This window comes from Salipiger aestuarii, assembly GCF_003259905.1.
Lineage (GTDB): Bacteria > Pseudomonadota > Alphaproteobacteria > Rhodobacterales > Rhodobacteraceae > Salipiger > Salipiger aestuarii.
The window spans coordinates 1-25,456 of sequence record NZ_QLMG01000055.1; the positions used below are offsets into that span (position 1 = coordinate 1).

Genomic DNA, 25,456 nt, shown 5'->3' on the forward strand with positions numbered 1-25,456 from the left:
TGTCTCTCTCCCCTATCCCTACCCCTATCCCTATTCCGCCTTCGACAAGGATCAGCGCGTGACCCACGCCGCGATCACCGAGAACAAGCATCTGAGCGCGGTGCTCGAGTTCCTCAAGGAGGAGCAGGACAAGGCGCCGCCCAGGAAACCGCGTGCGGGAAAGCAGCGGACGCGCTACGAACCGACCGGCCACAAACCGCCGGGAAGACCATCAAAACTCGACGCCTATTACGCCCGAAAACGCGCCGAGCGAGAGGCCCGCGCAGCCAGCCAGGGCTGCGACATGTGAGGCCTCCGCCCTGCCAGGCTGCGCTCCCGTCAGCGCCCCAGTGGGACATTTCTACCTGGTTGCAACAATGCGGCGGGCGCGACACATTCCTGAATCCCATTTCGTCCATTCGCGAAACGTATTGGATCATCGCTCGCGGCTTGCCGTCGCCCGCAACCTCGGTCAAAAAGCGGGCATGGTCAAGTTTCCTCAAATCCTTTGCATTGGGTCCGTTCTTTGGGATGTGATCGGCCGGTCGGCCAGCCACATGCGCCAGGGCTCGGACGTGCCCGGACATATCACCCGGCTTCCCGGCGGCGTTGCGGCGAACATCGCCATGACCTTCGCGCGCTTCGGCATGACGCCGTCGTTGCTCAGCGCCGTCGGACGCGACCCCGAGGGCGATGAACTTGCCGCCGCCTGCGAGACACTGGGCTGCAACACCGCGTATCTGTATCGCTCCGAGGATCTTCCGACCGATCGCTATATGGCCGTCGAAGGCGCCAACGGCTTGATCGCGGCCATCGCGGATGCCCATTCGCTGGAGCGGGCCGGCGCGCGCATTCTGCAACCGTTGCGCGATGGCACGCTCGGCAGCGCCGAGGCGCCGTTTACCGGCATCGTCGCACTGGACGGCAACCTGACCGAATTCCTGCTGGACGAGGTGTCGCGCGACCCGGCGCTGGCCAAGGCCGATCTGCGCATCGCGCCTGCCAGCCCCGGAAAGGCCGAACGCCTGATGCCGTTCCTGCGCACCAGCCGCGGCACCCTGTATGTGAACCTGGAAGAAGCCGGGCTGCTGTGCCAGACCCGGTTCACCAGCGCCCCGGAGGCAGCGGCCCGTCTGGTCGAACGCGGGGCCGCGCGTGCCGTGGTCACCAATGGCGGCGACGCGGCCTGCGATGCCACGCCGGACGGCCTGATCGCCGAACGCCCGCCGGAGGTGCTCGTGACCCGCGTCACCGGCGCCGGCGACACCTTTATGGCCGCGCATATCGTGGCCGAAATGCACGACACCACGCGCGACGAGGCGCTGACTTTGGCGCTGACAGCCGCCGCGCAATATGTATCCGGAGACATCCCCTCATGAGCCTTCTGTCGCTGTCCGCCCCCGTCGCCGAGGCCGTTGCCCAAGGCGCCCCTGTCGTGGCGCTGGAATCGACCATCATCACCCACGGCATGCCCTGGCCGCAAAACCTTGAGATGGCGCGTAAAGTCGAAAACACGGTGCGCGATGAAGGTGCTGTTCCCGCGACCATCGCGGTGATCGACGGCACGCTGTGCGTCGGGCTGGACGCGGCGCAGCTTGAAGCGCTGGCCCAGGCGCGCGGCGTCGCCAAGCTTAGCCGCGCGGATCTCGCTGTGTGCATGTCTCAGGGCGGCACCGGCGCCACCACGGTCGCCGCCACGATGATCGCGGCCGCGCGCGCCGGGATCAGGACATTCGCCACCGGCGGCATCGGCGGCGTGCATCAGGGCGCCGAGAAAAGCTTTGACGTTTCTGCCGATCTGCAAGAGCTTGCCCAGACCGCCGTCACCGTTGTCTGCGCCGGTGCCAAGGCTATTCTGGACCTTCCGAAAACCCTGGAAGTGCTTGAAACACTTGGGGTTCCGGTGATCGCCTACGGTCAGGACCAGCTGCCGGCCTTCTGGTCGCGCGAGGCGGGTCTGCGCGCGCCGCTGCGCATGGACAGCCCGGCCGAGATCGCCCGCGCCGCCGCCACGCGCGCCGCCCTTGGCCTTCCGGGCGGTCAGCTTGTCGCCAATCCGATCCCGCAAAGCGCCGAGATCCCCCGAGACGTCCTTGCCCCGGTCATCGCGCGGGCCAATGAGGACGCAAGAACCCATGGCATACGCGGCAAGCAGCTCACCCCTTATCTGTTGCAGCGCATCTTCGAGCTGACCGAGGGGCGTTCGCTGGCGTCCAACATCGAGCTGGTTCTGAACAATGCCCGGCTTGGGGCAAGGATCGCGCGGGAAATCAGCACCCTGCCCCGCGATTGATCGTGCGGCAGCGCAGCGCCCATTGCAGCGGCCCGGCCAAGCCCTTACGTTAACGTGGCAAAGCCAGTGCCGGGACCCTGATGAACACGCCCTTCGACGATCTTCCGCGGAAACGGGGCTTGCTTGCCTCGCTGCGTGCTAGTTTTCTGACCGGTCTGGTGGTCATCACGCCGGTGGGCATGACCATTTGGCTGATCTGGACCTTGTTCGGCTGGGTCGACGGCTTTGTGTTGCCGCTTGTTCCCGACCGGTTCAACCCCGAGGAATACGTCGGGATCAATCTGCGCGGCATCGGCGTGATCTTTTTCCTGGTCTTCACCATCGTGGTGGGCTGGGTCGCAAAGGGGCTGATCGGGCGGTCGTTGATCCGGTTTGGCGAAACCCTCGTGGCGCGTACCCCTGTGGTGCGCACGATCTATTCTGGGATCAAGCAGATCGCCGAAACGGTGTTTGCCCAGTCCGAGCGCAGCTTTGAAAAGGCGTGCCTGGTGCAGTATCCGCGCAAGGGGATCTGGGCGATCGGGTTCATCTCGACCGAAGCGCGGGGCGAAATCGCGGCGCGCGCCGAAACCATGGGCGCGCTGGTGTCGGTCTTTGTGCCGACCACGCCCAACCCGACCTCGGGCTTCTTGCTGTATTTCCCCGAAGAAGACGTGGTCGAACTGGATATGAGCATCGAGGACGCGGCAAAGCTGGTGATCTCGGCGGGTCTGGTGTACCCCCCCGAACGCGCTGACGCCCCGCCGCAGGACACGCCGGTGCGCAAAGCGTCCTGAGGGCGCCCGACCGGATGCTTTGCGGGGTTGCGCATCCACACGCCCCACGGAAAACTGAAACCGTCCGCACAGCATTTGGAGGACCGATGCATTTTCCAGTCAAGTCAATGCTGTTTGCCAGTATCATGGCCCTGCCCGCGCCCGTGTTCGCGCTAGAGGAAATCGTGGATTTCGGCCCAAATCCCGGTGGCTTGCGGATGTTTCTTCAGCGTCCGTCTCAGCCCGTCGACGACATGCCGCTGGTCGTCGCGCTGCATGGCTGCACCATGGACGCCGCGTCGTTCGACAATGAAACCGGGCTGGCCGCCCTGGGCGAAGCGGTGCCGTTTGTGCTTCTTCTTGCGCAGCAGATCCCGGAAAACCAGTCGAACGGTTGCTTTCGCTGGTACGACAAAAGTCACAACAGGCCCGGCCTTGGCGAAAGCGCGTCGCTCTTGCAGATGATCGACCACGCCCTGGATACCGACGAAATCGACCCGGAGCGCGTGCATATCATGGGGTTGTCCGCCGGGGGCGCGATGACGTCGGTGATGCTGGCCAACTACCCGTCACGCTTTGCCGGAGGCGCGATCATTGCGGGATTACCGTTCGACTGCAACCGTCCCCGCGCCGCGTTCGATGGGTGGTGGAGCGTTCTGCGCGCGTCGCGCCGGTTTCTCGACGGGGCGGATGCCGCCTATGCCTGCGGTGTGAAATCCGGCCTTGCCCCGGTGGATCGCAGCCCGAAGACATGGGCCGGCTACGTCACCGACGTGCTTGAAACCCCGCCCGCAGTCTGGCCGCGCCTGTCGATCTGGCAGGGTGGCGCGGACGACACGGTGCACCCGCACAACCTTGACGAGCTGACGGATCAATGGACCGGCCTTCAGCCTGACCTGGTGGATATTCCCGAAACCGATGACACCGTCGATGGGGCCACGCGCCGTGTGTGGCGTCTGACTTCCGGCGATGCGCGTCTGGAAACATGGCAGATCGAAACCCTTGACCATGCGGTCCCTGTCAATCAGAACGCCACGCCGCCCTGTGGCATCGGCAGTGCCGACCACATGGCCGAAGGCACGATCTGTGCCGCGCAAAAAATCCTGCAATTCTGGGGGCTTGCTCCCTGAACCTTGATCTATTCGGTCACGCGAACATCGCCCGAAGATCCACCGTCTGACGGTGCCCGATTGCATCACCGTGTTCGCCCAGAAAGGCATCGGCCGCATCCCGGCCCGCTTCTTTCAGCTGTGAGATGACGGAGGGGAACGGCACGATCTTGGTCGCCACGGACAGACGGTTCATCAGGGAATCGTCGGAGATCATGTGAACCCGCAGCTTTTTCATCGCGCCCGGCTTCAGCGATCCGGCGTCCAGAAGGCGCTGAACGAAGTCTATCGCCCGTAGTTCGCGCAACAGGGCGGAATTAAAGCTTATCTCGTTGATACGGTTCTGTATTTCTGGCGGAGTCACCGGCAGCGCCTCGCGCACGAGGGGGTTGATGTTGATGATAAGCAGGTCGTCGGGAAGGCTTGGTTTGAAAAGCGGAAACAGCGCCGGGTTGCCGGAATAGCCGCCGTCCCAGAACGCGCCGGGTTCTCCGGTTTCGGGATCTTCTATTTCGACCGCCTGAAAGACCGTCGGCAGGCAGGCTGACGCCATGATCGCACCGGGACTCAGGGTGTCGCCGCCGAAAATCCGCACCTTTCCGTCCCGTACTGCGGTGGCGCAGACATAGAATTCCGGCCCCTCGGCGCAGCAGATGCTTTCGAAATCCAGATGCTCGATGATTTTTTCCAGCGGATTGCGATAGAACGGCCCCCAGATATAGGGCGACATCGCCCGCGTGATTGTCTCGCTCGCGGCGAAAGGCAGAGAGTATTGCACTCTGCGGCTCAGAAGCCCCGGATCGGGCAACCAGGCCGACATCCATTCGGGGATCGCCATGTCGCGCACCCCCGATATTTCGCGCCACAGCCAGTCGAGCAGCGCGCGCGCCTCGGCCCGTCCGCCGCGGGCCAGCCCCGCCTTGAGCGCTGCGCCGTTCAGCGCCCCCGCCGACGTGCCGGAGATCGCCGAAATCTCGATCCAGTCCTCTTCGAGGATCCGATCAAGCACGCCCCAGGTGAATGCGCCATGCGCTCCGCCGCCCTGAAGCGCCAGATTGATCCGGGTGGTCATGCCTTGTGCCCCTCAGCCGTGTCAAAATCCGGTCCGTAGCGCGCCGATGAATGCCTACAGCGCCGTCCAGCCGCCATCGACAGAGATCGTTGTGCCGGTGATCTGCTCTGCGGCGTCCGAACACAGGAACACGGTCGTGCCGCCAATCTGTTCGACGGTGGCGAATTGCTTGGACGGCTGCCGTTCAAGCATCACCTTTTCGATCACCTCTTCTTCGGTCATGTCGTATTTGCTGGCGGTGTCGGGGATCTGCGCTTCGACCAGCGGGGTTTTTACATAGCCCGGACAGATTGCATTGCAGGTGATCGGCTCTTTGGCGGTTTCCAGCGCGACAACCTTGGACATGCCCACAACGCCGTGTTTGGCCGCGACATAGGCCGATTTGTAGGGTGACGCGGTCAGCCCGTGCGCCGAGGCAATGTTGACCACCCGCCCCCAGCCTGCCTTGCGCATCATCGGCAGCGCCACCGCGGTGCAATGGAACGCCGAGCTCATGTTGATGGCGATGATCGCATCCCATTTCTCGACCGGAAACTCGTCGATCGGGGCAACATACTGGATGCCCGCGTTGTTCACCAGAATATCGCAGGCCCCCGCGGTTTCGATCAGCGCGCGACATTCGTCGCCCCTGGACATATCGGCCTTGATGTAGCGGACATCCACACCGAATTCCCTGGCCATGTCGGCAGCCAGCTTGTGATCGTCGTCGTTGTCGGTGAACGAATTCAGCACCACGGATGCGCCGGCGCGCGCCAGCTCGCGCGCGACGCCAAGCCCGATGCCAGAGTTCGATCCGGTGACGACAGCGGTTTTGCCCTTGAGTGACATGTCGGAAATCTCCCTGATATTCTGGAACAACATAGCATGCCGCGCCTGCAATATAAGAGGCGAATGCGCGCGGGTTCCTGCCAATGGCGATCACGCTTTCTCGACTGGAAAACCGGCGCCGGGATCGCTACGAAGCCCCGTTGCCGCCGCGAACGCCGACAAAAGCGGCAGGCCAACGAAAGCGGCGGGCTGGCTGGCAAAAAAAACGCCGGCACGAAGCCGGCGTTAAGTCATTGAGGCAGGTTTCATACAGGCAAGAAACCTATCGAGCAGTGCCCTCTTTATACGCGCTTTACAGTCAGAGTCCAAGGTAAAAGTTTGAAAAGGCGTAAAACCGGCGGTACGGTCCGAAGCCAAGAAAACAAGGGCAGGCAAGAGGCGTCTCATCAATGTTGGCAGATTGTTTCCATTACCGAACGGTGATTGCGGGGGTGGTCGGGGCAAGCCTTGGGCTGGGGGGATTCGCCCATGCCGAACCGATGCACGGGATTTCCATGTACGGCGTCCCTGCCCTTGCTCAGGATTTCGATCATCTGCCCTATGCGCGCGCCGATGCGCCCAAGGGCGGGCGTATGGTCACGGGCGAGACCGGCAGCTTTGACAGCCTCAATCCCCATATCCTGAAGGGATCGACGCCCTGGCAGCTGCGGTTTCTGGCCTATGAATCGCTGATGGGGCGCAGTTGGGACGAGCCGTTCACGCTCTATGGCCTGCTGGCCGAGACCATCGAAACCGGTCCGGACCGCGAATGGGTCGAATTTACCCTGCGGCCCGAGGCGCGGTTTTCTGACGGCAGTCCCGTCACCGTCGCCGACGTGATGTGGAGCTATGAGACGCTGGGCACGCAGGGGCACCCGCGCTATCGCGGCGCCTGGCAGAAAATCCAGAGCATGGAACAGACTGGCCCGCGTTCCGTGCGCTTTACCTTCAACACCGACGACCGCGAACTGGCGCTGATCGCCGGCATGTCCCCCATCCTGAAAAAGGCGCAATGGGAGGGCCTGGATTTCGCCGACAGCGGGCTGGACGTGATCCCGATCAGCACCGCCCCTTACGTCATCGACAGCTTCGAGCCCGGCCGCCACGTCACGCTGAAGCGCGATCCCGGATATTGGGGCAAGGATCTGCCCTTCATGAAGGGGCAGGCCAACCTTGACGAAATCCGCATGGAGTTTTTCGGCGACGGCGCCGTGCAGTTCGAAGCGTTCAAGGCGGGCACGCTGAATGTCATGCGTGAAACCAACGCCGAGAAATGGCAACGCCAGTACGATTTCCCCGCCGTGCAGCGCGGCGACGTGGTGAAATCGGAAATCCCGCACGGACGCCCCACCGGCATGACCGGCTTTGTGATGAACACCCGCGACGGGGTGTTTGCCGACTGGCGGGTGCGCGACGCGATGCTGCATGCGTTCAATTTCGAATATATCAACGAGACGATGACCGGATCGATTCAGCCGCGCATCGAATCGTATTTTTCCAATTCCGATCTAGGGATGCAGCCCGGTCCCGCCACGGGGCGGGTGCGCGATCTGTTGGCCCCGTTCGCCGATACCCTGCTGCCGGGCGCACTGGACGGCTACGCGCTGCCCGAAGGCGATGGCAGCGCGCGCAACCGTGCCAATCTGCGCACAGCGATGCGCTTGATGCAGGACGCGGGCTATGCGGTGCAAAACGGAATGATGATGACCCCGCAAGGCGCGCCGATGCGGTTCGAAATCGTGCTCTCGCAAGGCTCGGGCGAGGAACAGTCGATCATCGACATCTTTGGCCAGGCGCTGCAACGCATGGGGATCATTCCGACCATCACGGTGATCGACAGCGCCCAGTATAACGAACGGATCAACCAGTTCGATTTCGACATGACGTTTTTCCGGCGCGGACTGTCGCTGTCTCCGGGCAACGAGCAGCGGCTGTACTGGGGATCGCAGGCGGCGGACACGCCAGGGTCGCGCAACCTGATGGGGATGCAAAGCCCGGCGGCCGACGCGATGATCGACGTGCTGCTGGACGCCTCCAGCCAGGAAGATTTCATCGCCGCGGCGCGCGCGCTGGACCGGGTGTTGACATCGGGGCGTTATGTGATTCCGATCTATCAGTGGAACATCGCGCGTATTGCCCACGCCCGGCAGCTGCATTATCCCAATCGGATCCCCGTCTATGGCGACTGGTTCGACTGGATGCCAAATGCCTGGTGGTGGGAAGAAGACTGAGCAGAGAGTCTTTGGCAGGAACAACAGCAAGGACAAGACCGTGTTGAGACAGGCAATCATCGTGACCGCGCTGGCGGCGCTTGTGGCGGGCTGCGGCACCGTCGACGGCGTGGGGCAGGATATCTCATCGGCATCGCGCACGGTTCAGAGCTGGTTCTGACCGCGTCGCCGTGCTTTTGGCCGTTCTGGCGGGCCGTGGGCGTCGCTGCTGGCGATCTTGCCGAGAGTCGCCCCACGCGCACGCCGATCCGCAACACCGCACGGTGCAAGCAATTGACGCAAAACCGGCCGCGACGGAATACACGCGCCTTCCGGGCGAGCACCGGTCCGGCTTGATACCTTTCGCTTTGCCCCCCGTCCGGGGGGTGGTGCGCCTGGGGCAAAGCCCATCCCGTGCGATGCATGGCGAGGTCGACACACATCTCGGCCTGGTATTTTTCGGCAATCACCGCGTGCGTGGTGCTGAGCAGGATGACGGGCCGGTTTTCGATGCGGTGATCCGGGCGCCGCCACGCGCCGTGGCGCAGCGATCAGCGCGCCTTGAACAGGCCGCCCAGAATGCCCCGGACAAGCCGCTTTCCGGTGGTCCCCGACAACTCTTTCAGGACCGCCTGCCCCAGCGCCTCGCCAATCGACCCCGGCGCGTTGTAGCGGCGCGCCGTCGTGGTGCCAGCCGGGGTCGCACGCCCCGGAGGCTCGTATCGGCGGGCCCGACTGTATGGCTTTTCCGGCGTGTTTTCAGCAAGTTCTGCCTCGTTTGCGGCACGTTCGGTGCGGGCCTTCAGCATCTCGTAGGCCGAATGCCTGTCCAAGGCGGTGTCGTAGCGTCCCAGCAGCGGCGAGGCAGCAATGGTCTCGGCCCGCTCCTGATCCGAAACCGGGCCAAGACGCGATGCCGGGGGGCGGATCAGCGTGCGCTGCACGATGCCCGGCACGCCCTTGTCCTGCAACATCGACGTCACCGCTTCGCCGGTGCCCACGGTGCGGATCGCCTCTTCGGTGTCGAAGGCCGGATTGGGCCGATAGGTTTGCGCCGCAAGGGTCAGCGCCTTGCGGTCGCGCGCGGTAAAGGCGCGCAGGGCGTGTTGCACCCGGTTGCCAAGCTGGCCAAGTATATCCTCGGGGATATCGTCCGGGTTCTGGGTGACGAAATACACCCCCACGCCCTTGGACCGGATCAGCCTCGCGACCTGTTCGACCTTGTCGACCAGTGCCTTGGGCGCACCATCGAACAGCAGATGCGCCTCGTCGAAGAAGAACACCAGCCTGGGTTTTTCGGGGTTTCCCACCTCGGGCAGCTCTTCGAACAATTCCGACAGCAGCCACAGCAGAAAGGTGGCGTAAAGCCGGGGCGATGTCATCAGCACATCGGCGGCAAGGATGTTCACCTGACCGCGCCCCCGTGCGTCGCATTGCATAAGGTCGGTCAGGGCCAGCGCCGGTTCCCCGAAAAGCCTGGCGCCCCCTTGGTTTTCCAGCACCAGCAAACGTCGCTGGATCGCGCCCACGGACGCCGTCGACACGTTGCCATAGCGCAGCGACAGATCCTTTGCGTTTTCGCCGGCCCACCGCAGAAGCGCGCGCAGATCCTTGAGATCGAGAAGCGGCAGCCCCTCTTCGTCGGACAGACGGAAGGCAATGTTCAGAACGCCTTCCTGCGCATCGGACAGGCCAAGCGGGCGCGACAGCAGCAGCGGGCCCATCTCGGCAATGGTGGTGCGCACCGGATGGCCCTGCACGCCGAACAGGTCCCAGAACACGGTGGGAAAGGATTTATAGCCAAAATCGGTAACGCCGATGGTGGTGTTGCGCGCAACAAAAGCATCGTGCAGCTTTCCGGATTCGGTACCGGGGCGCGACAGTCCCGCGAGATCGCCTTTTACATCGGCCATGAACACCGGCACCCCGGCGTCGCTGAACCCTTCGGCAAGGATCTGAAGCGTCACGGTCTTTCCTGTCCCGGTTGCCCCCGCGATCAACCCGTGGCGGTTTGCGTATTTGTTGGGCAGGTACTGCCTGACGGTGTAATCCGGGCCGCCGCCGCCAAGAAATATTCCGTTGTCCATGCGCTGTCCCTCTCTGGCCGACCGATGGTGACCATACAATCTTAACCAGTTGACGCCAGTATGGATTTTGCCCGAAGCAACATGTCCTCTCCTGCTGCGGGCAGACTTCCTCCCTGTCAGACTGGCCGCGCCCATGGGCGCGGTCTTTTTTTATCGCAAAACTGTTCGCGCGGATGTGACAAGGCTGTTGACCGGTGCACCAGAGTTTCGTAGCGTTCGGCCAATGACAAAGTCGGCCGGTCCGGCAGGGAGATAAGGGAAAAGGGGCCGAAAGGCCCCTTTTCTCATGTTATCAAGGCAGTGCAAGCCGATAAGCGCAGCATCGCCAATCCGTGATTGCGTGCATTTCCACCCTGACAGTTGCGCCGTGCCGTGGTAATCGGGGCCGAGACAATGACCTGACTTTCTAGGGGAGTTTCCATGACCAAACCGCTTTCGCTCCTTTGGGCGCTGCCGCTTGTTGCGGGGCTTGCCGCCGCACCGGCCTTTGCCCAGGACACGACGACCGACGACACGGCGACCGAAGACACGACCGCCGCGGACACCACGACCGAGGGCACCGCGACCGGCACGTCCGACGATACCACACCCCAGCCCCCGGCCGACTCTGCCGCCGGCAGCGGGTCCACCAACATCGGCGGCGATCTGACGCTTGGCGAAACCGAGGGCACCGCCCCGGCGCAGCCCGCCGCCCCCGAGACCTATATCAAGACCAGCCACGGCGACTGGCAGCTGCAATGCCTGCGCGTGCCCGAAGGCACCGACGCCGAAGATCCCTGCCAGATGTACCAACTTCTGAAGGACGGCAATGGGGGCAACGTGGCCGAGGTCAGCCTGTTCCGCCTGGAAAACGGCGGGCAGGTCGCGGCTGGCGGCACCTTTGTGGTGCCTCTGGAAACGCTGCTGACGCAGAAACTGTCGGTCGCGGTCGATGGGGCACAGGCCAAGCGGTATGATTTCTCGTTCTGCACGCAGGTCGGGTGCTACGCCCGTGTCGGTTTCACCGCCGATGAGATCGCGCAGTTCAAGGCCGGCAACACTGCCAAGATCACCATCGCCCCCGCGCTGGCCCCCGATCAGAAGGTCGAGCTGACCATGTCGCTGGCGGGCTTTACCGCAGCCATCGAAGAGACCTCGCAGCTGCGGCAATAACGCCTTGGCGACAGAATGATGAAAGCCGCGCAAGGGTCTGCCTTGCGCGGCTTTTTCACGCCGGACCGCGCAGCCCGTCCAGCACCGCCCAGGCCGCGCGTTGTCCGGGCGGCGGCCCGCCGCGGCCCAGCCGTTGCATTGTCAGCTGCATCGCGTCGGACTGCGCCTGGGGCAATTCCAGAACAGCCAGAAGCGCATCCGCGATCGGACCCGGACGGCAGTTCCTGCCGATGAATTCAGGCACTGTGCGGGTTTCGGACACAAGGTTGACCAGGGTCACCGTGTCCACCAGCAGCAAGCGCCCGATGATCTGGCGCGACAGCCAGCCCATGTCATAGCCGATCACCATGGGCGTATTCGCGGCGGCAAGCTCCAGCGACACGGTCCCGGATGCCGCAAGGGCGACATCTGCGGCCCCGAAGGCGGCGCGCTTTTGCGCCGGCGCGAAATCGCCCGCTTCGCGCGGGTCAAGGATGACCGGATCGCCCGCCCAGCCCGCACACAGGTCTTGCACCATTTGCGCGACCGGCCCGGCCGCGGGGATCACCAGTTGCAGATCGGGGCGCCGCGCTTGCAGCCTTGCGGCCACCTCGCCAAAGATCGGCGCCAGCCGGGCCACTTCGGATTTGCGCGATCCGGGAAGCATCAGCGCCACGGGGCGGTCTGCGATGGCATGGGCGGCGCGAAAGCGCGCGGCTTCGTCGGGGGTGGCGACGGGTTCGGTCACCAGCGGATGGCCGACAAAATCGCAACGCATCCCGGCGGCTTCCATATAGGGCGGTTCGAATGGCAGCAGCGCCAGCACCTGATCGACGTGCCGCGCCATTCTGGCGGCGCGTCCGGGGCGCCAGGCCCAGACCGTCGGCGCCACATAATGAACGATGCGAATGTCCGACGCCTGGCGGACAAGGCGCGCCACACGCAGGGAAAATTCGGGAAGGTCGACGGTAATCAGCACGTCGGGCGCCGCCGCGATGACCGCTTCCGCCGTCTGGCGGACGCGCGCCCTGAGCGCACCGTACCGGCGCAGGATCTCGGCCACGCCCATCACGCTGATCTCATCCATCGGGAACAGACTGTCCAGCCCCTCCCCGATCATCAAATCTCCGCCGATGCCGCTGAACTGAACGTCCGGCGCCATATCGCGCAACCCGTTCATCAGCGCGGCGCCAAGCCGGTCGCCCGAAGGTTCGCCCGCAGTGATGAAGACGCGCATCACGCTCTCTCCCGGATCCAGAGAAACAGCCCCGCCGCGTCGAGCGCCGCGATGGTGCTGTCGCGCTCCAGCAGCATGACTCCGCCCGCCGAAATCACAATGCCCGACAAGCCCGCGGCAATGGCGCCATCAGCCGTGCGCGGGCCGATGACCGGCAGATCGGCGCGTCGGTCCTGACCGGGCTTTTCGGCTTTGTAAAGAATGCCTCCACTCATTTCGGGAAGTTGCGAAATCATGGCATCGGTGCCGGCGTCCCCCTCGCGCGCGATAACGGTTTCGCCGAGGATAACGCAGGATTGCCCAAGGTCGTCCGCCGCCTGATCCGCGCTGACCCGGTCACCCAGGGCCGCCTGAGCGGCAACATCCGGGCCGGGGCGCGCCCTGGTCGGAACGCCGGGCGCTGGCAACAGATCGGGCGCAGCCTGATGCGCGCCGATGACCGAGATGCCCGCGTCTTCGAAAACTTCGATGACCGCCCGCAGCGCGCCGTCGTCACCAAGCGCAAGCGCCTGCGTCAGTCGCGGCACAAGCGGCCGGGTCGCGTCGTCGATGGCCGCCGGGTCGATCTTCGGGCGCCGGATCGTGCCGCACATGCACAGGCGGGCGACGCCAAGCCCCTCCAGCTGCGCCAGCAGCGTCCCCAGCGTTTCCAGGCGGAATGTCAGGTCGGGGCACAGCCGATCCGGGGCGAACCCCTGCAAGGCGCAGATCACCGGGGCTGTGGCGCAGGCCTTCGCGACAGCCCCCGGCAAGGCGCCCTGCCCGGCGATCAGCGCCAGCCGGGTCACGGGGTCAGGAAATGGCGGTCGCTCTCGCCCAGAATGAAGGTGACGATCTCGCGCACATAATCGCTTTGGGTTTCATCCCCCAGCTTGCGCGCACGATCGGCAAAGGCGCCTTCGCCCTGCGCCAGCATCTGAAAGGCCGCGCGCAGCGCCGTGATGTCGGCGCGGCTGACGCCCCGGCGTTTCAGCCCCACAAGGTTCAGCCCGTCCAGCTTGCCGCGCGGCCCCTGAACCAGCCCGTAGGGGATCACGTCATTGGTCACCATGCTCACCGCGCCGATGATGGCGCCGCGCCCGATCCGCACCCACTGGTGCACACCCGACAGCCCGCCGACGATCACCTCGTCCTCGATGATGCAATGGCCCGCCAGTGCGGAATTGTTCACCAGAATGACCCGGTCGCCCACCTGCGCGTCATGCGCCACATGGCAGCCCGCCATGAACAGCCCGTCGTCGCCCACTCGGGTAATGCCGCCGCCGCCCTCGGTGCCGCAGTTCATGGTGACATGCTCGCGGATGCGGTTGCGCTTGCCGATCTGCAACGACGTCTGCTCCCCCCGGAATTTGAGATCCTGCGGTATCTCGCCGATCACCGCAAAGGAAAACACCACGCTGTCGTCGCCGATCGCGGTGCGGCCGGTCACCACCACATGCGATTTCAGCTCGACACGCGGGCCAAGCACGACCTCGGGGCCGATGTAACAGAACGGGCCGATCTTGCAGCCGTCCCCGATCTGCGCGCCGTCTTCGACGATGGCGGCGGGATGGATGACGGTCCGGGTCATGCCGGAAGATCCATCATCGCGGTAAATTCGACCTCGGCGGCCATGTCGCCATCGACCTCGGCGCGCCCGAAGAATTTCCAGACCTTGCCGCCGGGCTTGCCCCGCGTGGTGGTCACTGTCATGCGAAGTTGATCGCCGGGCACGACCATGCGGCGGAACTTGCACTTGTCGATGGCCATGAAATAGACCTTCAGTTCCTTGTCCGCCAGATCCAGCGCCACGCCGACCATCACGGCCGAGGTCTGTGCCATCGCCTCGACGATGGTGACGCCGGGCATGATCGGTTTTCCGGGGAAATGACCCTGGAAATGCGGCTCGTTCATGGTGACATTCTTGATGCCGACCGCAGATTGGCAGCCGTCGATGCATTCGACACGATCAACCAGCAAAAACGGGTAGCGGTGCGGCAGGATACGCTGGATCAGCTGAATATCCGCAGAGGGAAGCGTGTCGGTCATCTCGGGTCTTTTCCCTTCAACTCAGGTGCTGTGTCCCTAGCAATCCCCGCCCCGGGGGGCAAGCGGTGCAACCCGTATCAGTCGGCAGAGCCGGGCGGCACGGCAGAAGGTTGCGGCAACGCCGTGCCGGCCCCGTCGCCGATGGCTTCGTCAATCCGTGAAATGGCGACATCGGTGATGTCGATCACGTCGGCGGACAAAAACACCGTGCGTTTGTCCAGCAGCACGGCGGCACCGGCCTGCTGCATGATCTCGCCCAGAACCGGTTCGGCCAATTGCAAGAACTGCCGACGGCTTTCTTCGGACAGGGTGCCAAGCGCGCGCGCCTTGGCATCCTGTTCCTGGCGCAACGCCTGCACCTTCTGGTCGAACGCATCGGCGAGGCTGCGAAACCGTGCCGGCTCAAGCGCGGCGCGCTGTTCGGTCAGCGCGCGTTCCTCTTCCGTCAGTTCCGCCTCGATCCGGCGGTTTTCGGCGGCGATCTGCGTGCCTTCGTCTTCGATCATCGCCGCCACGCGAGCGCCATAGGCGCTTTCGGCAAAAAGCCGGTCGATCTCGATGGTCAGAAGCGCGCTGCGCACGACTCCCTGGGGTTGCTGGACGCTGCGCGCGGCGCCGGGCTGCGCGCGGTCCGGACCGTCCTGCCCGGTGGGGGATTGCGCCCGGGCCGAAGGCGTCTGCCCCGCGATCCCAAGCGCCAGCCCCGCGCAAAGAAGCGCCGTTCGCATGTTCTAGAACTCGGCCGAGATCGTCAGGCTGAAGTTCTGATCGTTGTCGTATTTCTCTTTCTGGAGCGCACGCGAGAAATTCAACCGAAGCGGTCCGAGGATGGAATCCCACAGCACCGCAACCCCCATGACGTGGCGCGCGCTGAAATCGGTATAGAGCACGTCGTTGGACGTGGAGGACAGCGTCGAATCCGACAGCCCCCAAACCGAACCTATGTCATAAAACACGCCGCCGCTGACGCCGTATTCCTCGGGCAAGCCAAGCGGAAATTCGGCCTCGAAGCTCAGCACCGCGAATTTGTCGCCACCCAGCGAGTCGTCGACATCGGAGCCGTCGTCGTATTCGCGCGGCCCGATGCCGCCGTATTCAAAGCCGCGCATGGTCGAATCGCTCAGCAGAAAGCGGTCCGTCACCCGGCTGTCGCCACTGGTGTAGTTGATAACCCCACCCTGGAACGAGGCACGCAGGGTGACTTCTTCGTTCATCACCTTGGTTTGGGCGACGGCCCGGACGTTGGTCTTGATAAAGTTGGAATCGCCTCCCAACCCGCCAATATCCTGGCCGAACTCCAGCAGCACGCCGGCGTTGGGGTCGAGGCCGGTGCGCCGGGTGTCATAGCTCAGCGTGTAGCCCACAGAGCTTTCGTAGCGCGGACCGTCATCCATTTCGGAAGAGATGATGTCGCCGATGTCGCCGCTGTCAGTGTCCGTGATCTCGTCATATTGCAGGCTGTAACGCAGCGACAGGCTGGTTTCATCGTTCACCGGAAAGGTGACGCTGGGCCGGAAAAGACCCTTGGCCGTGTCGTAGCGGGAATAAAGATTGTTGGTCTCGGAATAGCTGAGTCCAAGCCCGAATGCCACGTCGCGGCCGAGGAAGAACGGCTCGACAAAGTTGAAACTGTAGCTTTGCGCCGAGCTGGCCGTGTTGATCCCCAGCGACAGCTTCTGGCCACGCCCCAGGAAGTTCTGTTCGCTGAACGAGATCGCCGCGCCAAAACCGTTGGAGGTGGAATACGACCCGCCAAAACTGATCGCGCCGGTGGGTTGTTCTTCGACGTTCACATCGACGATCACCTGCTGGGGAGTCGAGCCTTCGCGCGCGTTCACGTCGGCACTGTTGAAATACCCCAGCGCACGGATGCGTTCGGCAGCCTCGCGGATGGCGCGCGGGTTGAACGGATCGCCCTCGGCGGTGTCGAACTGGCGGCGCACGACGCGGTCCAGCGTGGTGGTGTTGCCTTCGATGTCGATGCGTTCGACAAAGATGCGCTCGCCGCGGGTCAGCTGGAAATTTACATCCAGCGTCAGTTCGCGGTCATTGCGGCTGATCTGCGGATCGACGCGAACGAACTGCAGCCCTTGCTTGATCGCCAGACGTTCCAGCCGGGCGATTTCGTATTCAACCTCGGACGGGGAATAGACCTTGCCGGGCTTGAGCTTGATCGCCGAGGCGAAGACGTCGACATCGACCTCGGGCAGATCGGAATCGACCGTTACGGCGCCAAAGGTGAACTGCTGGCCTTCCTGCACGTTGAAGGTCACGAAATAGCCGTCGCGCTCTTCGGACAGCTCGGCGTTCACACCGGTGATCCGAAAATCCACATAGCCACGCGATGCATAGAAATCCTGTAGCAGCTGGCGGTCGAACGCGATGCGATCCTGAACAAAGGTGTCGGACCGGATGATCGCGCGCAGCAGCCCGGCCTGTTTGGTTCCCAGAACCCGGCGCAGGCGACGGTCGGAATAGGCCTCGTTGCCGACGATGGCGATACGCTCGATTTCGGTCACGCCGCCTTCGAAAATCTCATACACCAGATCGACGCGGTTCTCCGACCGTTTGATAAGCTTGGGCGTCACGCGCGCGGCGATCCGGCCCTGCTGGGTGTAGGCGGCGGCGATGGCGGCGGCGTCTTCTTCAGCAACGCGCGGATTGTAGACGCGGCGGGGTTGCGACCGCACCAGCGGCGCCAGATCGTCATCCTTGATGCGGCCGTTGCCTTCGAACGCGATGACATTGACAGTGGGATATTCCACCACACGGATCACCAGCGTGTTGCCCTGCGGCACGATTTCCACGGTTTCGAACAGGCCCGAGGCGACGATGCGCTGATAGGCGTCGTTCAGCTCGGCGGCGCTGACGGCCTGACCGCGCGCAATCCCAGCATAGCTCAGGATGGTGCCTGGCTCGATGCGTTCATTGCCCTCGATGGAAACATTGCCAAACGAAAACGTCTGCGCGTCGGCCGCGTCCGGCAATGCCGTGACACCAACCGAAAGAGCGACGGAAAGCGCCGCCAAGGAAACGCCTTTCCTGAAACCGTTCGAAAATTTGCGCATCACGCGCAAGGGGCCTTGCCCCGCGAGCCCGTAGGTCATGCCACCAATCCATTCCGCCGTATTTTTTTTTAGTGAGTACCGGGATCGGGACGGCGTGTCAAAACGTTAGAGGCACCGTGCGGCATGGAAATGCCAACGTTGCAAGGCTCACCGCGACAAACCCCGCCGCGCAAGGCATAAAGGCGGCGGTGTCACAGCGAACCCAGGAAGGCGCCGATATACAATGCCGCCGGAATGGCCGCGAGAAAAAGCACCCTGTCCATGTTGATGTCGAACAGAAGGTGAAGCCCGCGATATCCGTTTTGAATGGTTTGCATGGACATAGGCCCGCCGTTGAGTTGATCTGAAACGCAAATATAACGGGCGTTTATGGCGGAATTTGGGCGAAAACCACGGCAGGGGGATGGAAACCTTCTGCCCCCTGCCCGCTTGTTTTTGGCGTCGGATTACGGACAGAACAGATCGTTCGTCAGCGCAAACACCATCAACCCCAGAATCAGCGCCAGGCCGATCGACATGGCGACATTCATCGCCCGGTCCGACGGCGGCTTGCCGGTCACCGCTTCCCAGGCGTGGAACACCAGGTGCCCGCCGTCCAGCACCGGCACCGGAAACAGGTTCAGCAGGCCCACGGCGGTCGACAGGACGGCGATGAATGTGATGAAGCTTTGCCCGCCCTGGCTCGCCATCGCCCCTGACGTTTGCGCGATGCCGATCGGCCCGCTCAGGTTGCACGACGAGATATTGCCGACAATCATATGCTTGAGACCGGACAGAGACCCCTCGACGATGCCCCAGGTGCGTTTGACCCCGGCCCAGGCCGCATCCAGCGGATTCATCATCGTGGTCGCCGGATAAAACGCGATGTCGCCCACGATGCCGATTCTGTAGACCGCCTGAAACCCGCCCTCGGGCAGCGGTTCATCGGTGCGCTTGGGCGTCATGACCACCTCGAACGTCTCGCCGTCGCGCCAGACGGTCAGATCCACGGGGTCACCCTCGGACCCTTCGACCACATCCTTGAGCTGGGCAAAGGCAAAGGCCCGTTCACCGTTGATCGACAGGATCGTGTCGCCCGCCTCCAGCCCGGCGTCGAACGCGGCAGAGCGCGGCACGACCTGACTGACCAGCGGCGGATAGACATAGGGGCCGTCAACCACCATGCGCACCCCGTCCCGTTCCACAGTATAAGGCAGAACAGGTTGATACGGCAGCGATTTCATGTAGTCGCCATAGACGTCGGCGTCGTCGAATCCCGGCAGCGGCTTGCCGTCGATTTCAAGGATCACGTCGCCGGTACGCAGCTCCTGGGCAATCGGCAGCGCGCGCAGATCGCCCACGGCGAACGGCTCCGCCACCTTGCCCTGAAACATGAACACCCCGGTGAACACCAGGATCGACAGTGCGAAATTGAACAGCGGGCCGGCCGCGACCGTGGCCGAGCGCGCCCAAAGCGGGGCGCCGTTCATCGTGTGGCGCAGTTCTTCGTCGGTCATCTGCGCCAGCGCGGTTTCGTCCGATCCCCCCGAGGCGTTGGAATCGCCGCGAAACTTGACGTAGCCGCCAAAAGGCAGCGCGGCGATCTGCCATCTGGTGCCGCGCTTGTCCATGCGGGACCAGATCACCGGGCCAAACCCCAGCGAGAACACGTCCGCGTCGATGCCGGACCAGCGACCGACGATGTAATGCCCGTATTCATGGATCGCGACGATCACCGAAAGGGCGATCACGAAGAAGATCAGGGTGAACAAAAGCCCCCCGAACTGCGAACTCATCTGCGCGATATCCAAAACTGCGGCCCCTTGTCTTGATAGATACTTGATCGGTTCTTGATAGGTTCTTTACAGATCGGCCATGACGCTGTCCGCGGTCTCCCGGCCGAGATGGTCCGCGTGACGCACGTTATCAAGGCTCATACCGGCATGAATGAGGCCGGTTTGCGCCGAAACACGGTTAAGTGTTTCTTCGACCACGTCTGTCATGCGGGTAAAGCTTATGCGTTTGTCGATAAACGCGTCCAGCGCGCGTTCCTTGGCGGCGTTGAACACCGCACCCGACAGCCCGCCCGCCTGCATCACCTCGCGCGCAAGGCGCAGCGCGGGCCAGCGCGTTTCACAGGCCTCGCGAAAGGTGAACTGCCCCAGTTCCACCAGATCAAGCCGCGCCACCGGCAGCGTCTTGCGGGCCGGGTGGTGCAGCGCATAGCCGATGGCATGGCGCATGTCGGCCGGGCCGACATGCGCCATCAGGGCGCCATCGCAAAACCCGACCAGCGCGTGAATCATCGATTCCGGGTGGACGACGACCTCGATCATGCTGGGATCGAGATCAAAGAATTCCTTGGTTTCAATGACTTCCAGCGCCTTGTTGAACATGGATGCGGAATCGATGGTGATGCGCTGGCCCATGTCCCAGTTGGGATGGGTGGCGGCCTGTTCGGGCGTGGCGTCGGCCAGCTTGTCCAGCGGCCAGTCGCGAAAGGCGCCGCCACTGGCGGTGATGATGACACGCTCGACGGTGCCGAGGTCTTCACCCATCAACGCCTGAAACACCGCGCTGTGCTCGCTGTCCACGGGGAGTACCGCCGCGCCGTGGTGGCGCGCGGTCTGCATCACCAGAGGCCCGGCGCAGACCATGCTTTCCTTGTTGGCCAGCGCCAGCGTGGCGCCGGTTTCCAGCGCGGCCAGCCCCGGCGCCAGCCCCGCCGCCCCCACGATGGCCGACATCACCCAATCGGCGGGGCGCTGCGCCGCCTCGACCAGCGCGGCCTCACCGGCCGCCGCTTCGATGCCGGTGCCCGCAAGGCGCGCGCGCAGTTCCGGCAAACAGGCCGGATCCGCGCAAACCGCGATTTCGGCGTGTAATCTGCGGGCGTCGGCAGCCAGTTGCGCGACATTCCTGCCCCCGGTCAGCGCCACCACGCGATAGGCGTCGGGCTCGCGCGCGATCAGGTCGATGGTGTTCCGACCGATCGAGCCGGTGGCCCCCAGTATCGAAATGCGTCTCATTCAAGCCCCGGAGGGAAATCGACGATCTGCCCCGCGATCAGCAGGAACAGCGCCGCCCCCAGCATTCCGTCAAAGCGATCCAGCAACCCGCCATGACCCGGCAGCAGGTTCGAGCTGTCCTTGACCCCTGCCCGCCGCTTGACGGTGCTTTCGGCCAAGTCACCGATCTGGCTGGCCATTGAAATCGCCACCGAAATCCCCATCAGGCCGACCCCGGCGTGCGTGGTTCCGGCAAAGATCAGCCCCACAATCGCCGCCCCGATCCAGCCCGCAACCGCGCCCGACCAGGTTTTCTTGGGCGACACGCGCGGCCACAGCTTCGGCCCGCCGATCATGCGGCCCGCAAAATAGCCGCCAACGTCGGTGATGACCACCACACAGACCAGCCACAACATCCAGACAAGCCCGAAATCCGCGCGCAGCTTCATGAACCCGTAACCCGCCAGCAGGATCAGCGCGGTGAACACGGCGTAGGTCACGCCGCCCCGTTCCATCCGCCCGAAACCTGCCATCGACGGAAGCAGCAGCAGCGGCAGCGCCAGCGCGGGCGGCAGGTACGGCGTCGCGATGGCACAGACCCCGGCCACAAGCCCCAGTACCGGCGCGGATCTGTCGCGCGCGGTATCGACCATGCGCACCAGTTCCCACACCATGATACCGCAGGCGAGCGAGATGAACCCGCGCCAGGCGAAACCGCCGATCCAGACCGCCCCGAGCGCCAGCCCGATCAGCACCGCGGCCGAGATCATCCTCGGGCGCAGATCCGTCCAACGCGATGCGCTCATGCCTTCACTCCTCCGTAGCGGCGTTCGCGCGTCCCGTAGGCTGCGGTGAGACTGGAAAACTCCTCGGCGCCGAAATCAGGCCACAGGGTATCGACGAACTCGTATTCAGCATAGGCCGACTGCCACAAAAGGAAATTCGAGATCCGCGCCTCGCCGCTGGTCCGGATCACCAGGTCGGGATCGGGCAGCACGCAGGTGTCCAGATATTTGGGCAGCGTTTCCTCGTTCACGCTCGCCGGGTCCAGCCGCCCCGCCGCCACGTCTTCGGCCAGCCGCTTGGTGGCGCGGGCCACCTCGTCGCGCCCGCCGTAGTTGATGGCAATGGTCAGGTTCACGCCCGTGCAATGGGCCGTCATCTGTTCCAGCTCGTCCATCAGCCGCACCAGCTTGTCATCCAGCTGCACCCGATCGCCGATGAACCGAACCTGGACATTCTCTTCCTTGAGCGCGCGGGCTTCCTTGGTGATGTACCGCCGGAACAGGCTCATGAGTCCGGCAACCTCGGATTGCGTGCGCTTCCAGTTCTCGGTCGAAAAGGCAAAGATCGTCAGATATTTGACGCCCGCCGCCGGGCAGGCCTCGACGATCTCGCGCACCCGTTTGGCGCCCGCGTGGTGGCCGAACAGCCGCGGGCGGCCGCGCTTTTGCGCCCAGCGGCCATTGCCATCCATGATGACGGCCACATGGCGCGGTCCGGCACCGTCGCGGATCGGCTTGGGCATGAGATTGGCCCTCCCTCGGGCAACAGGAACGAAAAAGGCAGATCCTCAGACCTGCATGATCTCTTCCTGCTTGGTCTCAAGCGAAGCGTCCACCTTCTTGATGTAGGTGTCGGTCAGATCCTGAACCTCGGATTCCCAGAATTTCTGGTCGTCTTCGGCCATGCCGTCGGCCTTGGCCTTCTTGATCTGGTCCATGCCGTCGCGACGCACGTTGCGGATCGACACGCGGGCGCTTTCGGCGTAATGCCCGGCGACCTTGGTCAGCTCGCGGCGGCGTTCCTCGTTCAGCTCGGGAATTGGCAGCATGATGATGGTGCCGTTCATCTGCGGGTTGATGCCCAGCCCGGATTCGCGGATCGCCTTTTCCACCTTGTTCACAAGGCCCTTGTCCCAGACGTTGATGGTGACCATACGCGGCTCGGGCACGTTGACCGTGCCGACCTGGTTGATCGGTGTCATCTGCCCATAAGCATCGACCTGCACAGGCTCCAGCATCGAAGCCGAGGCGCGCCCGGTGCGCAGCGACGCGAATTCCGTGCGCAAGTTCGCCATGGCGCCATCCATGCGCCGCTTGAGATCGTCTGTGTCGAGTTCGAAATCTTCTGACATGATTGGCCTTGCCCGCTCAGGTGTTGGTCTTTCGCCGGGCTTTCTACGGCAGGACGTGCAGGATGTATAGCCGTTAGCGGGATCGCCCCGACGGCCCCCATTGACACCGCCGGGCGCGGCAATACCCTTGGCATTCCCGCAATCCCGTTCCGGAGAACCAGCTTGGCGCGACCGCAAACCAGTTTTGTCGTCATCGGCCTTGGCGGCTTTGGCAGCACCGTCGCGCAGGAACTCATCCGCTTTGGAAACCATGTCATGGGAATCGACACCAACGAAAAGCTGGTGTCGCGCCATGCCGACACGCTGACCTCTTCGGCGATTCTCGACAGCACCGACGACGCCGCCCTGCGCGAGGCGGGGGTCGATCGCTATGGCGTCGCGCTGGTGGCGATCGGCACCAACATCGAGGCGTCGATCCTGACAACGATGAATCTCAGGCTGCTCGGCGTGGAAAAGATCTGGGTCAAGGCCATAAGCCGCACCCACCACCGCATCCTGTCCAAGCTCGGCGTCGACCGGGTGATCCTGCCCGAACAGGAAATGGGTCGGCACACCGCGCAGATGCTCAACAATCCATCGATTCAGGATTACATGACGCTGGGCAACGGCTACAGCGTCGTCAACGTGGTGCTGCCCGAAAGACACGAGGGCACGACCCCGGAAAAGCTGCGGATCGACGAGTCCCGCGGGCTGCGGTTGATCGGCATGATGCGCGGGACCGAATTCATGCCCTGCACCGATCCGCGCCGCGTTCTGTGCCGGGACGACCGGCTCATCATCATGGGTAAGCGCGCCGAACTGCGCGCCTTTGGCGATGCGCTCTGACAGTGTCCGGTCGCCCTGATGGCCCGTAAACGCACGCGGCTGCTGCGCAAGATCCTGTATGTCTCGCCCCCGCTGAGCCTGGCCGCGCTTTACGCCGTGTTCATCGTGCTGGGCGGGCTGTTGTTCAAACTGCCAGTCGCGACCTATACCCCGATCACCTGGTCGGAGGCGTTCTTTACCGCCGCCTCGGCGGTCACCGTCACGGGGCTGTCTCTGTTCGATACGGGCATGCGGTTCACCCCCCTCGGCGAGGCGGTGCTGATGGGGCTGATCCAGCTGGGCGGGCTGGGGCTGATGACCTTTGCCGTGCTGGTGCTGGCGGCGCTCAGGGTGCCGGTCGGCATCACCGGGCAGATCTACCTGCGCGAAGAGCTGAACCAGACCTCGCTGCACCGCATCATGGCGCTGGTAAAGCGCATCTTTCAGGTGGTGGCGGTCTGTGAACTGGTCGGCGCCGCGCTGCTCGCGATCACCTTCGTGCCGTTGTTGGGCTGGAAGGACGGGCTGTGGACCGCGCTGTTCCATTCGATCTCGGCCTTCAACAATGCCGGGTTCAGCACCTTTTCGAACGGGCTCATGTCGTTTGCGGGAACTCCGCTGGTCAATGTGGTGATCCCGGTGTTGTTCATCATCGGCGGCATCGGCTTCGTGGTGATCGACGACATCGCCCGGCTGCGCCGCTGGTCCGCGTTTTCGCTGCACACCAAGATCATGCTGACCGGCACGCTCGCGCTGATCGGCTGGGGCTGTGTCGGCTTTGCCGTGCTGGAATGGCACAACCCCCGCACCCTGGCGGACATCGACAGCACCGCGACCCGCCTCTGGGTGTCGTGGTTCCAGGGCGTCACCACCCGCACCGCCGGGTTCAACACCGTCGACATGGCCGGAATCCACGACAGCACCGCGCTGATGATGATCTCGATGATGCTGATTGGGGGCGGGCCGACCTCGACCGCCGGCGGCATCAAGGTCACCACCTTCGTGGTCATGTGCCTTGCCACGGCGGCATTCTTTCAGCGCCGCACCCAGTTGAACGCGTTCGGGCGGTCCATCAGCCTCACCGAGGTTCTCAAGGTCATGGCGCTGACCGCGATCAGCGTCGTGATCTGCTTCACCGGGGTCTTCGTGCTGGCCGCCACGCAAGAAGGCCACTTTCTGGACGTCAGCTTCGAGGTCGCATCGGCTTTCGGCACCGTCGGCCTGTCGCGCGGCTTTACCACAGAGCTGACAGAGCTGGGCCGCGCCGTCATCGTCGCGATCATGTTCATCGGCCGGGTCGGCCCGCTGACACTGGGCTATTTTCTGGCCACACGCTCCACCCCTCTCGTCCGTTTTCCAGAAGGGCGCGTGCATCTGGGCTAGGTCACCGACTCATAAACACGCAACCAGATGCGTGTTGCGGCGAGTTTGACGAGGGCGAGGAAGTTGGCGTCGTGCTTTTCGTAGCGCGTGGCTATAGCCCTGTAATGCTTGAGTTTGGAGAAAAACCGATCGATCCGATTGCGGCGTCGGCAGGCGTCCCGGTCCAGCGGCGGCGGGTCGCGTCGGCGAGGGATCGGGCGAATGACGGCCCTGGCCCCGATTTCCGCGAGGTGTTCGCGCAGCCGGTTGCTGTCATAAGCGGCATCGACCAGCAGGGTCTGGCCCGGCCCGATGGTTGCGAGCATGTCGTCGGCAGAGCGGCCGTCATGGGCCTGCCCGGCGGTCAGCTTCAGCGTGACCGGCAGGCCG

General features: G+C 63.8%; 25 protein-coding genes and 1 pseudogene. 10 read left to right on the forward strand and 16 right to left on the reverse strand.

The features are described 5' to 3' along the window. From ATI53_RS19645 to ATI53_RS19665, 5 genes and pseudogenes are all read left to right on the forward strand, one after another. Positions 1-289: pseudogene (locus ATI53_RS19645) on the forward strand (hypothetical protein); the annotation flags it as partial. Between the two features lie 175 nt (positions 290-464). Beyond that, positions 465-1,358 carry a PfkB family carbohydrate kinase gene (locus ATI53_RS19650; protein WP_111551163.1) on the forward strand — a complete coding sequence of 298 codons (894 nt, stop codon included), beginning with the start codon at positions 465-467 and terminating at the stop codon, positions 1,356-1,358. Continuing rightward, entirely contained in the window at positions 1,355-2,272 is a 918-nt protein-coding gene (locus ATI53_RS19655) for a pseudouridine-5'-phosphate glycosidase (protein ID WP_111551164.1), read from the forward strand. The genes ATI53_RS19650 and ATI53_RS19655 overlap by 4 nt, the downstream gene beginning before the upstream one ends. Positions 2,273-2,352: 80 nt before the next feature. Then, positions 2,353-3,048, forward strand: coding sequence for a DUF502 domain-containing protein (locus tag ATI53_RS19660; RefSeq protein WP_009502944.1), 696 nt, complete (start codon positions 2,353-2,355; stop codon positions 3,046-3,048). Between the two features lie 86 nt (positions 3,049-3,134). Beyond that, positions 3,135-4,157, forward strand: a complete 1,023-nt coding sequence (locus tag ATI53_RS19665) for an extracellular catalytic domain type 1 short-chain-length polyhydroxyalkanoate depolymerase (protein ID WP_009502945.1) — start codon at positions 3,135-3,137, stop codon at positions 4,155-4,157. A gap of 16 nt (positions 4,158-4,173) precedes the next feature. Here the strand turns inward: ATI53_RS19665 and ATI53_RS19670 are convergent, their stop codons facing one another. After that, entirely contained in the window at positions 4,174-5,208 is a 1,035-nt protein-coding gene (locus ATI53_RS19670) for a patatin-like phospholipase family protein (protein ID WP_009502947.1), read from the reverse strand. A 54-nt stretch (positions 5,209-5,262) separates the two neighbouring features. After that, on the reverse strand, positions 5,263-6,036 hold the full coding sequence (locus ATI53_RS19675) for a 3-hydroxybutyrate dehydrogenase (protein ID WP_111551172.1): 774 nt from the start codon (positions 6,034-6,036) through the stop codon (positions 5,263-5,265). Between the two features lie 389 nt (positions 6,037-6,425). On the opposite strand from ATI53_RS19675, the gene ATI53_RS19680 reads away from it, so the two are divergent. Next, a complete protein-coding gene (locus ATI53_RS19680; protein WP_009502951.1) occupies positions 6,426-8,246 on the forward strand; it encodes an extracellular solute-binding protein in 1,821 nt (606 codons plus the stop codon). Between the two features lie 40 nt (positions 8,247-8,286). After that, positions 8,287-8,406, forward strand: coding sequence for an entericidin EcnA/B family protein (locus ATI53_RS19685; protein ID WP_223866039.1), 120 nt, complete (start codon positions 8,287-8,289; stop codon positions 8,404-8,406). A 370-nt stretch (positions 8,407-8,776) separates the two neighbouring features. Here ATI53_RS19685 and ATI53_RS19690 read toward each other — a convergent pair whose 3' ends face one another. Next, complete coding sequence (locus ATI53_RS19690; protein WP_111551165.1) at positions 8,777-10,312, reverse strand: helicase HerA-like domain-containing protein; 1,536 nt, start codon at positions 10,310-10,312, stop codon at positions 8,777-8,779. A gap of 420 nt (positions 10,313-10,732) precedes the next feature. Here ATI53_RS19690 and ATI53_RS19695 point away from each other — a divergent pair, with 420 nt between their 5' ends. Next, positions 10,733-11,464 carry an invasion associated locus B family protein gene (locus ATI53_RS19695; protein WP_111551166.1) on the forward strand — a complete coding sequence of 244 codons (732 nt, stop codon included), beginning with the start codon at positions 10,733-10,735 and terminating at the stop codon, positions 11,462-11,464. Between the two features lie 55 nt (positions 11,465-11,519). On the opposite strand, the gene lpxB is transcribed toward ATI53_RS19695, so the two are convergent. From lpxB to frr, 12 genes are all read right to left on the reverse strand, one after another. Further along, positions 11,520-12,680: a lipid-A-disaccharide synthase gene (gene lpxB, locus ATI53_RS19700; RefSeq protein ID WP_111551167.1), complete on the reverse strand. Its 1,161-nt coding sequence runs from the start codon at positions 12,678-12,680 to the stop codon at positions 11,520-11,522. After that, positions 12,680-13,468, reverse strand: a complete 789-nt coding sequence (locus ATI53_RS19705; protein WP_111551168.1) for an LpxI family protein — start codon at positions 13,466-13,468, stop codon at positions 12,680-12,682. The genes lpxB and ATI53_RS19705 overlap by 1 nt, the downstream gene beginning before the upstream one ends. Further along, on the reverse strand, positions 13,465-14,250 hold the full coding sequence (lpxA, locus tag ATI53_RS19710; RefSeq protein WP_111551169.1) for an acyl-ACP--UDP-N-acetylglucosamine O-acyltransferase: 786 nt from the start codon (positions 14,248-14,250) through the stop codon (positions 13,465-13,467). The genes ATI53_RS19705 and lpxA overlap by 4 nt, the downstream gene beginning before the upstream one ends. After that, the gene (gene fabZ, locus ATI53_RS19715; protein WP_111551170.1) at positions 14,247-14,708 is read right to left on the reverse strand and encodes a 3-hydroxyacyl-ACP dehydratase FabZ; all 462 of its coding nucleotides are present in this window, start codon (positions 14,706-14,708) and stop codon (positions 14,247-14,249) included. Before fabZ ends, lpxA begins: the two co-directional genes overlap by 4 nt. A 77-nt stretch (positions 14,709-14,785) precedes the next feature. Next, positions 14,786-15,436, reverse strand: a complete 651-nt coding sequence (locus tag ATI53_RS19720) for an OmpH/Skp family outer membrane protein (protein WP_009502959.1) — start codon at positions 15,434-15,436, stop codon at positions 14,786-14,788. Between the two features lie 3 nt (positions 15,437-15,439). Further along, entirely contained in the window at positions 15,440-17,815 is a 2,376-nt protein-coding gene (gene bamA / locus ATI53_RS19725; RefSeq protein ID WP_009502960.1) for an outer membrane protein assembly factor BamA, read from the reverse strand. 152 nt (positions 17,816-17,967) lie between these two features. Next, entirely contained in the window at positions 17,968-18,093 is a 126-nt protein-coding gene (locus tag ATI53_RS24245) for a hypothetical protein (protein WP_009502961.1), read from the reverse strand. Positions 18,094-18,222: 129 nt separating this feature from the next. Continuing rightward, positions 18,223-19,566, reverse strand: coding sequence for an RIP metalloprotease RseP (rseP, locus tag ATI53_RS19730; protein WP_009502962.1), 1,344 nt, complete (start codon positions 19,564-19,566; stop codon positions 18,223-18,225). A 51-nt stretch (positions 19,567-19,617) separates the two neighbouring features. Beyond that, entirely contained in the window at positions 19,618-20,784 is a 1,167-nt protein-coding gene (gene dxr / locus ATI53_RS19735) for a 1-deoxy-D-xylulose-5-phosphate reductoisomerase (RefSeq protein ID WP_009502963.1), read from the reverse strand. Beyond that, complete coding sequence (locus ATI53_RS19740) at positions 20,781-21,569, reverse strand: phosphatidate cytidylyltransferase (protein ID WP_009502964.1); 789 nt, start codon at positions 21,567-21,569, stop codon at positions 20,781-20,783. Before ATI53_RS19740 ends, dxr begins: the two co-directional genes overlap by 4 nt. After that, a complete protein-coding gene (gene uppS / locus ATI53_RS19745; RefSeq protein WP_009502965.1) occupies positions 21,566-22,291 on the reverse strand; it encodes an undecaprenyl pyrophosphate synthase in 726 nt (241 codons plus the stop codon). The genes ATI53_RS19740 and uppS overlap by 4 nt, the downstream gene beginning before the upstream one ends. Before the next feature lie 45 nt (positions 22,292-22,336). Next, on the reverse strand, positions 22,337-22,900 hold the full coding sequence (frr, locus tag ATI53_RS19750) for a ribosome recycling factor (protein ID WP_009502966.1): 564 nt from the start codon (positions 22,898-22,900) through the stop codon (positions 22,337-22,339). A gap of 162 nt (positions 22,901-23,062) precedes the next feature. Between frr and ATI53_RS19755 the strand changes: the two genes are divergently transcribed. Beyond that, positions 23,063-23,725, forward strand: coding sequence for a potassium channel family protein (locus ATI53_RS19755; protein WP_009502967.1), 663 nt, complete (start codon positions 23,063-23,065; stop codon positions 23,723-23,725). 18 nt (positions 23,726-23,743) lie between these two features. After that, entirely contained in the window at positions 23,744-25,087 is a 1,344-nt protein-coding gene (locus ATI53_RS19760; RefSeq protein ID WP_111551171.1) for a TrkH family potassium uptake protein, read from the forward strand. Here ATI53_RS19760 and ATI53_RS19765 read toward each other — a convergent pair. Further along, positions 25,084-25,456 (reverse strand): transposase (locus ATI53_RS19765; protein ID WP_146609967.1); only part of this gene is annotated, 373 nt, incomplete at its 5' end. The two genes, ATI53_RS19760 and ATI53_RS19765, sit on opposite strands and share 4 nt — an antisense overlap.

Bases quoted from the DNA above. Each gene is read 5' to 3' on its own strand.
- ATI53_RS24245 (WP_009502961.1), bottom strand. From the start codon at position 18,093: ATGCAAACCATTCAAAACGGATATCGCGGGCTTCACCTTCTGTTCGAC.
- frr (WP_009502966.1), bottom strand. From the start codon at position 22,900: ATGTCAGAAGATTTCGAACTCGACACAGACGATCTCAAGCGGCGCATG.
- bamA (WP_009502960.1), bottom strand. From the start codon at position 17,815: ATGACCTACGGGCTCGCGGGGCAAGGCCCCTTGCGCGTGATGCGCAAA.
- ATI53_RS19680 (WP_009502951.1), top strand. From the start codon at position 6,426: ATGTTGGCAGATTGTTTCCATTACCGAACGGTGATTGCGGGGGTGGTC.
- ATI53_RS19695 (WP_111551166.1), top strand. From the start codon at position 10,733: ATGACCAAACCGCTTTCGCTCCTTTGGGCGCTGCCGCTTGTTGCGGGG.
- ATI53_RS19675 (WP_111551172.1), bottom strand. From the start codon at position 6,036: ATGTCACTCAAGGGCAAAACCGCTGTCGTCACCGGATCGAACTCTGGC.
- lpxA (WP_111551169.1), bottom strand. From the start codon at position 14,250: ATGACCCGGACCGTCATCCATCCCGCCGCCATCGTCGAAGACGGCGCG.
- fabZ (WP_111551170.1), bottom strand. From the start codon at position 14,708: ATGACCGACACGCTTCCCTCTGCGGATATTCAGCTGATCCAGCGTATC.
- dxr (WP_009502963.1), bottom strand. From the start codon at position 20,784: ATGAGACGCATTTCGATACTGGGGGCCACCGGCTCGATCGGTCGGAAC.
- ATI53_RS19660 (WP_009502944.1), top strand. From the start codon at position 2,353: ATGAACACGCCCTTCGACGATCTTCCGCGGAAACGGGGCTTGCTTGCC.
- ATI53_RS19670 (WP_009502947.1), bottom strand. From the start codon at position 5,208: ATGACCACCCGGATCAATCTGGCGCTTCAGGGCGGCGGAGCGCATGGC.
- ATI53_RS19650 (WP_111551163.1), top strand. From the start codon at position 465: ATGGTCAAGTTTCCTCAAATCCTTTGCATTGGGTCCGTTCTTTGGGAT.
- ATI53_RS19665 (WP_009502945.1), top strand. From the start codon at position 3,135: ATGCATTTTCCAGTCAAGTCAATGCTGTTTGCCAGTATCATGGCCCTG.
- ATI53_RS19740 (WP_009502964.1), bottom strand. From the start codon at position 21,569: ATGAGCGCATCGCGTTGGACGGATCTGCGCCCGAGGATGATCTCGGCC.
- lpxB (WP_111551167.1), bottom strand. From the start codon at position 12,680: ATGCGCGTCTTCATCACTGCGGGCGAACCTTCGGGCGACCGGCTTGGC.
- ATI53_RS19655 (WP_111551164.1), top strand. From the start codon at position 1,355: ATGAGCCTTCTGTCGCTGTCCGCCCCCGTCGCCGAGGCCGTTGCCCAA.
- uppS (WP_009502965.1), bottom strand. From the start codon at position 22,291: ATGCCCAAGCCGATCCGCGACGGTGCCGGACCGCGCCATGTGGCCGTC.
- ATI53_RS19760 (WP_111551171.1), top strand. From the start codon at position 23,744: ATGGCCCGTAAACGCACGCGGCTGCTGCGCAAGATCCTGTATGTCTCG.
- ATI53_RS19690 (WP_111551165.1), bottom strand. From the start codon at position 10,312: ATGGACAACGGAATATTTCTTGGCGGCGGCGGCCCGGATTACACCGTC.
- ATI53_RS19720 (WP_009502959.1), bottom strand. From the start codon at position 15,436: ATGCGAACGGCGCTTCTTTGCGCGGGGCTGGCGCTTGGGATCGCGGGG.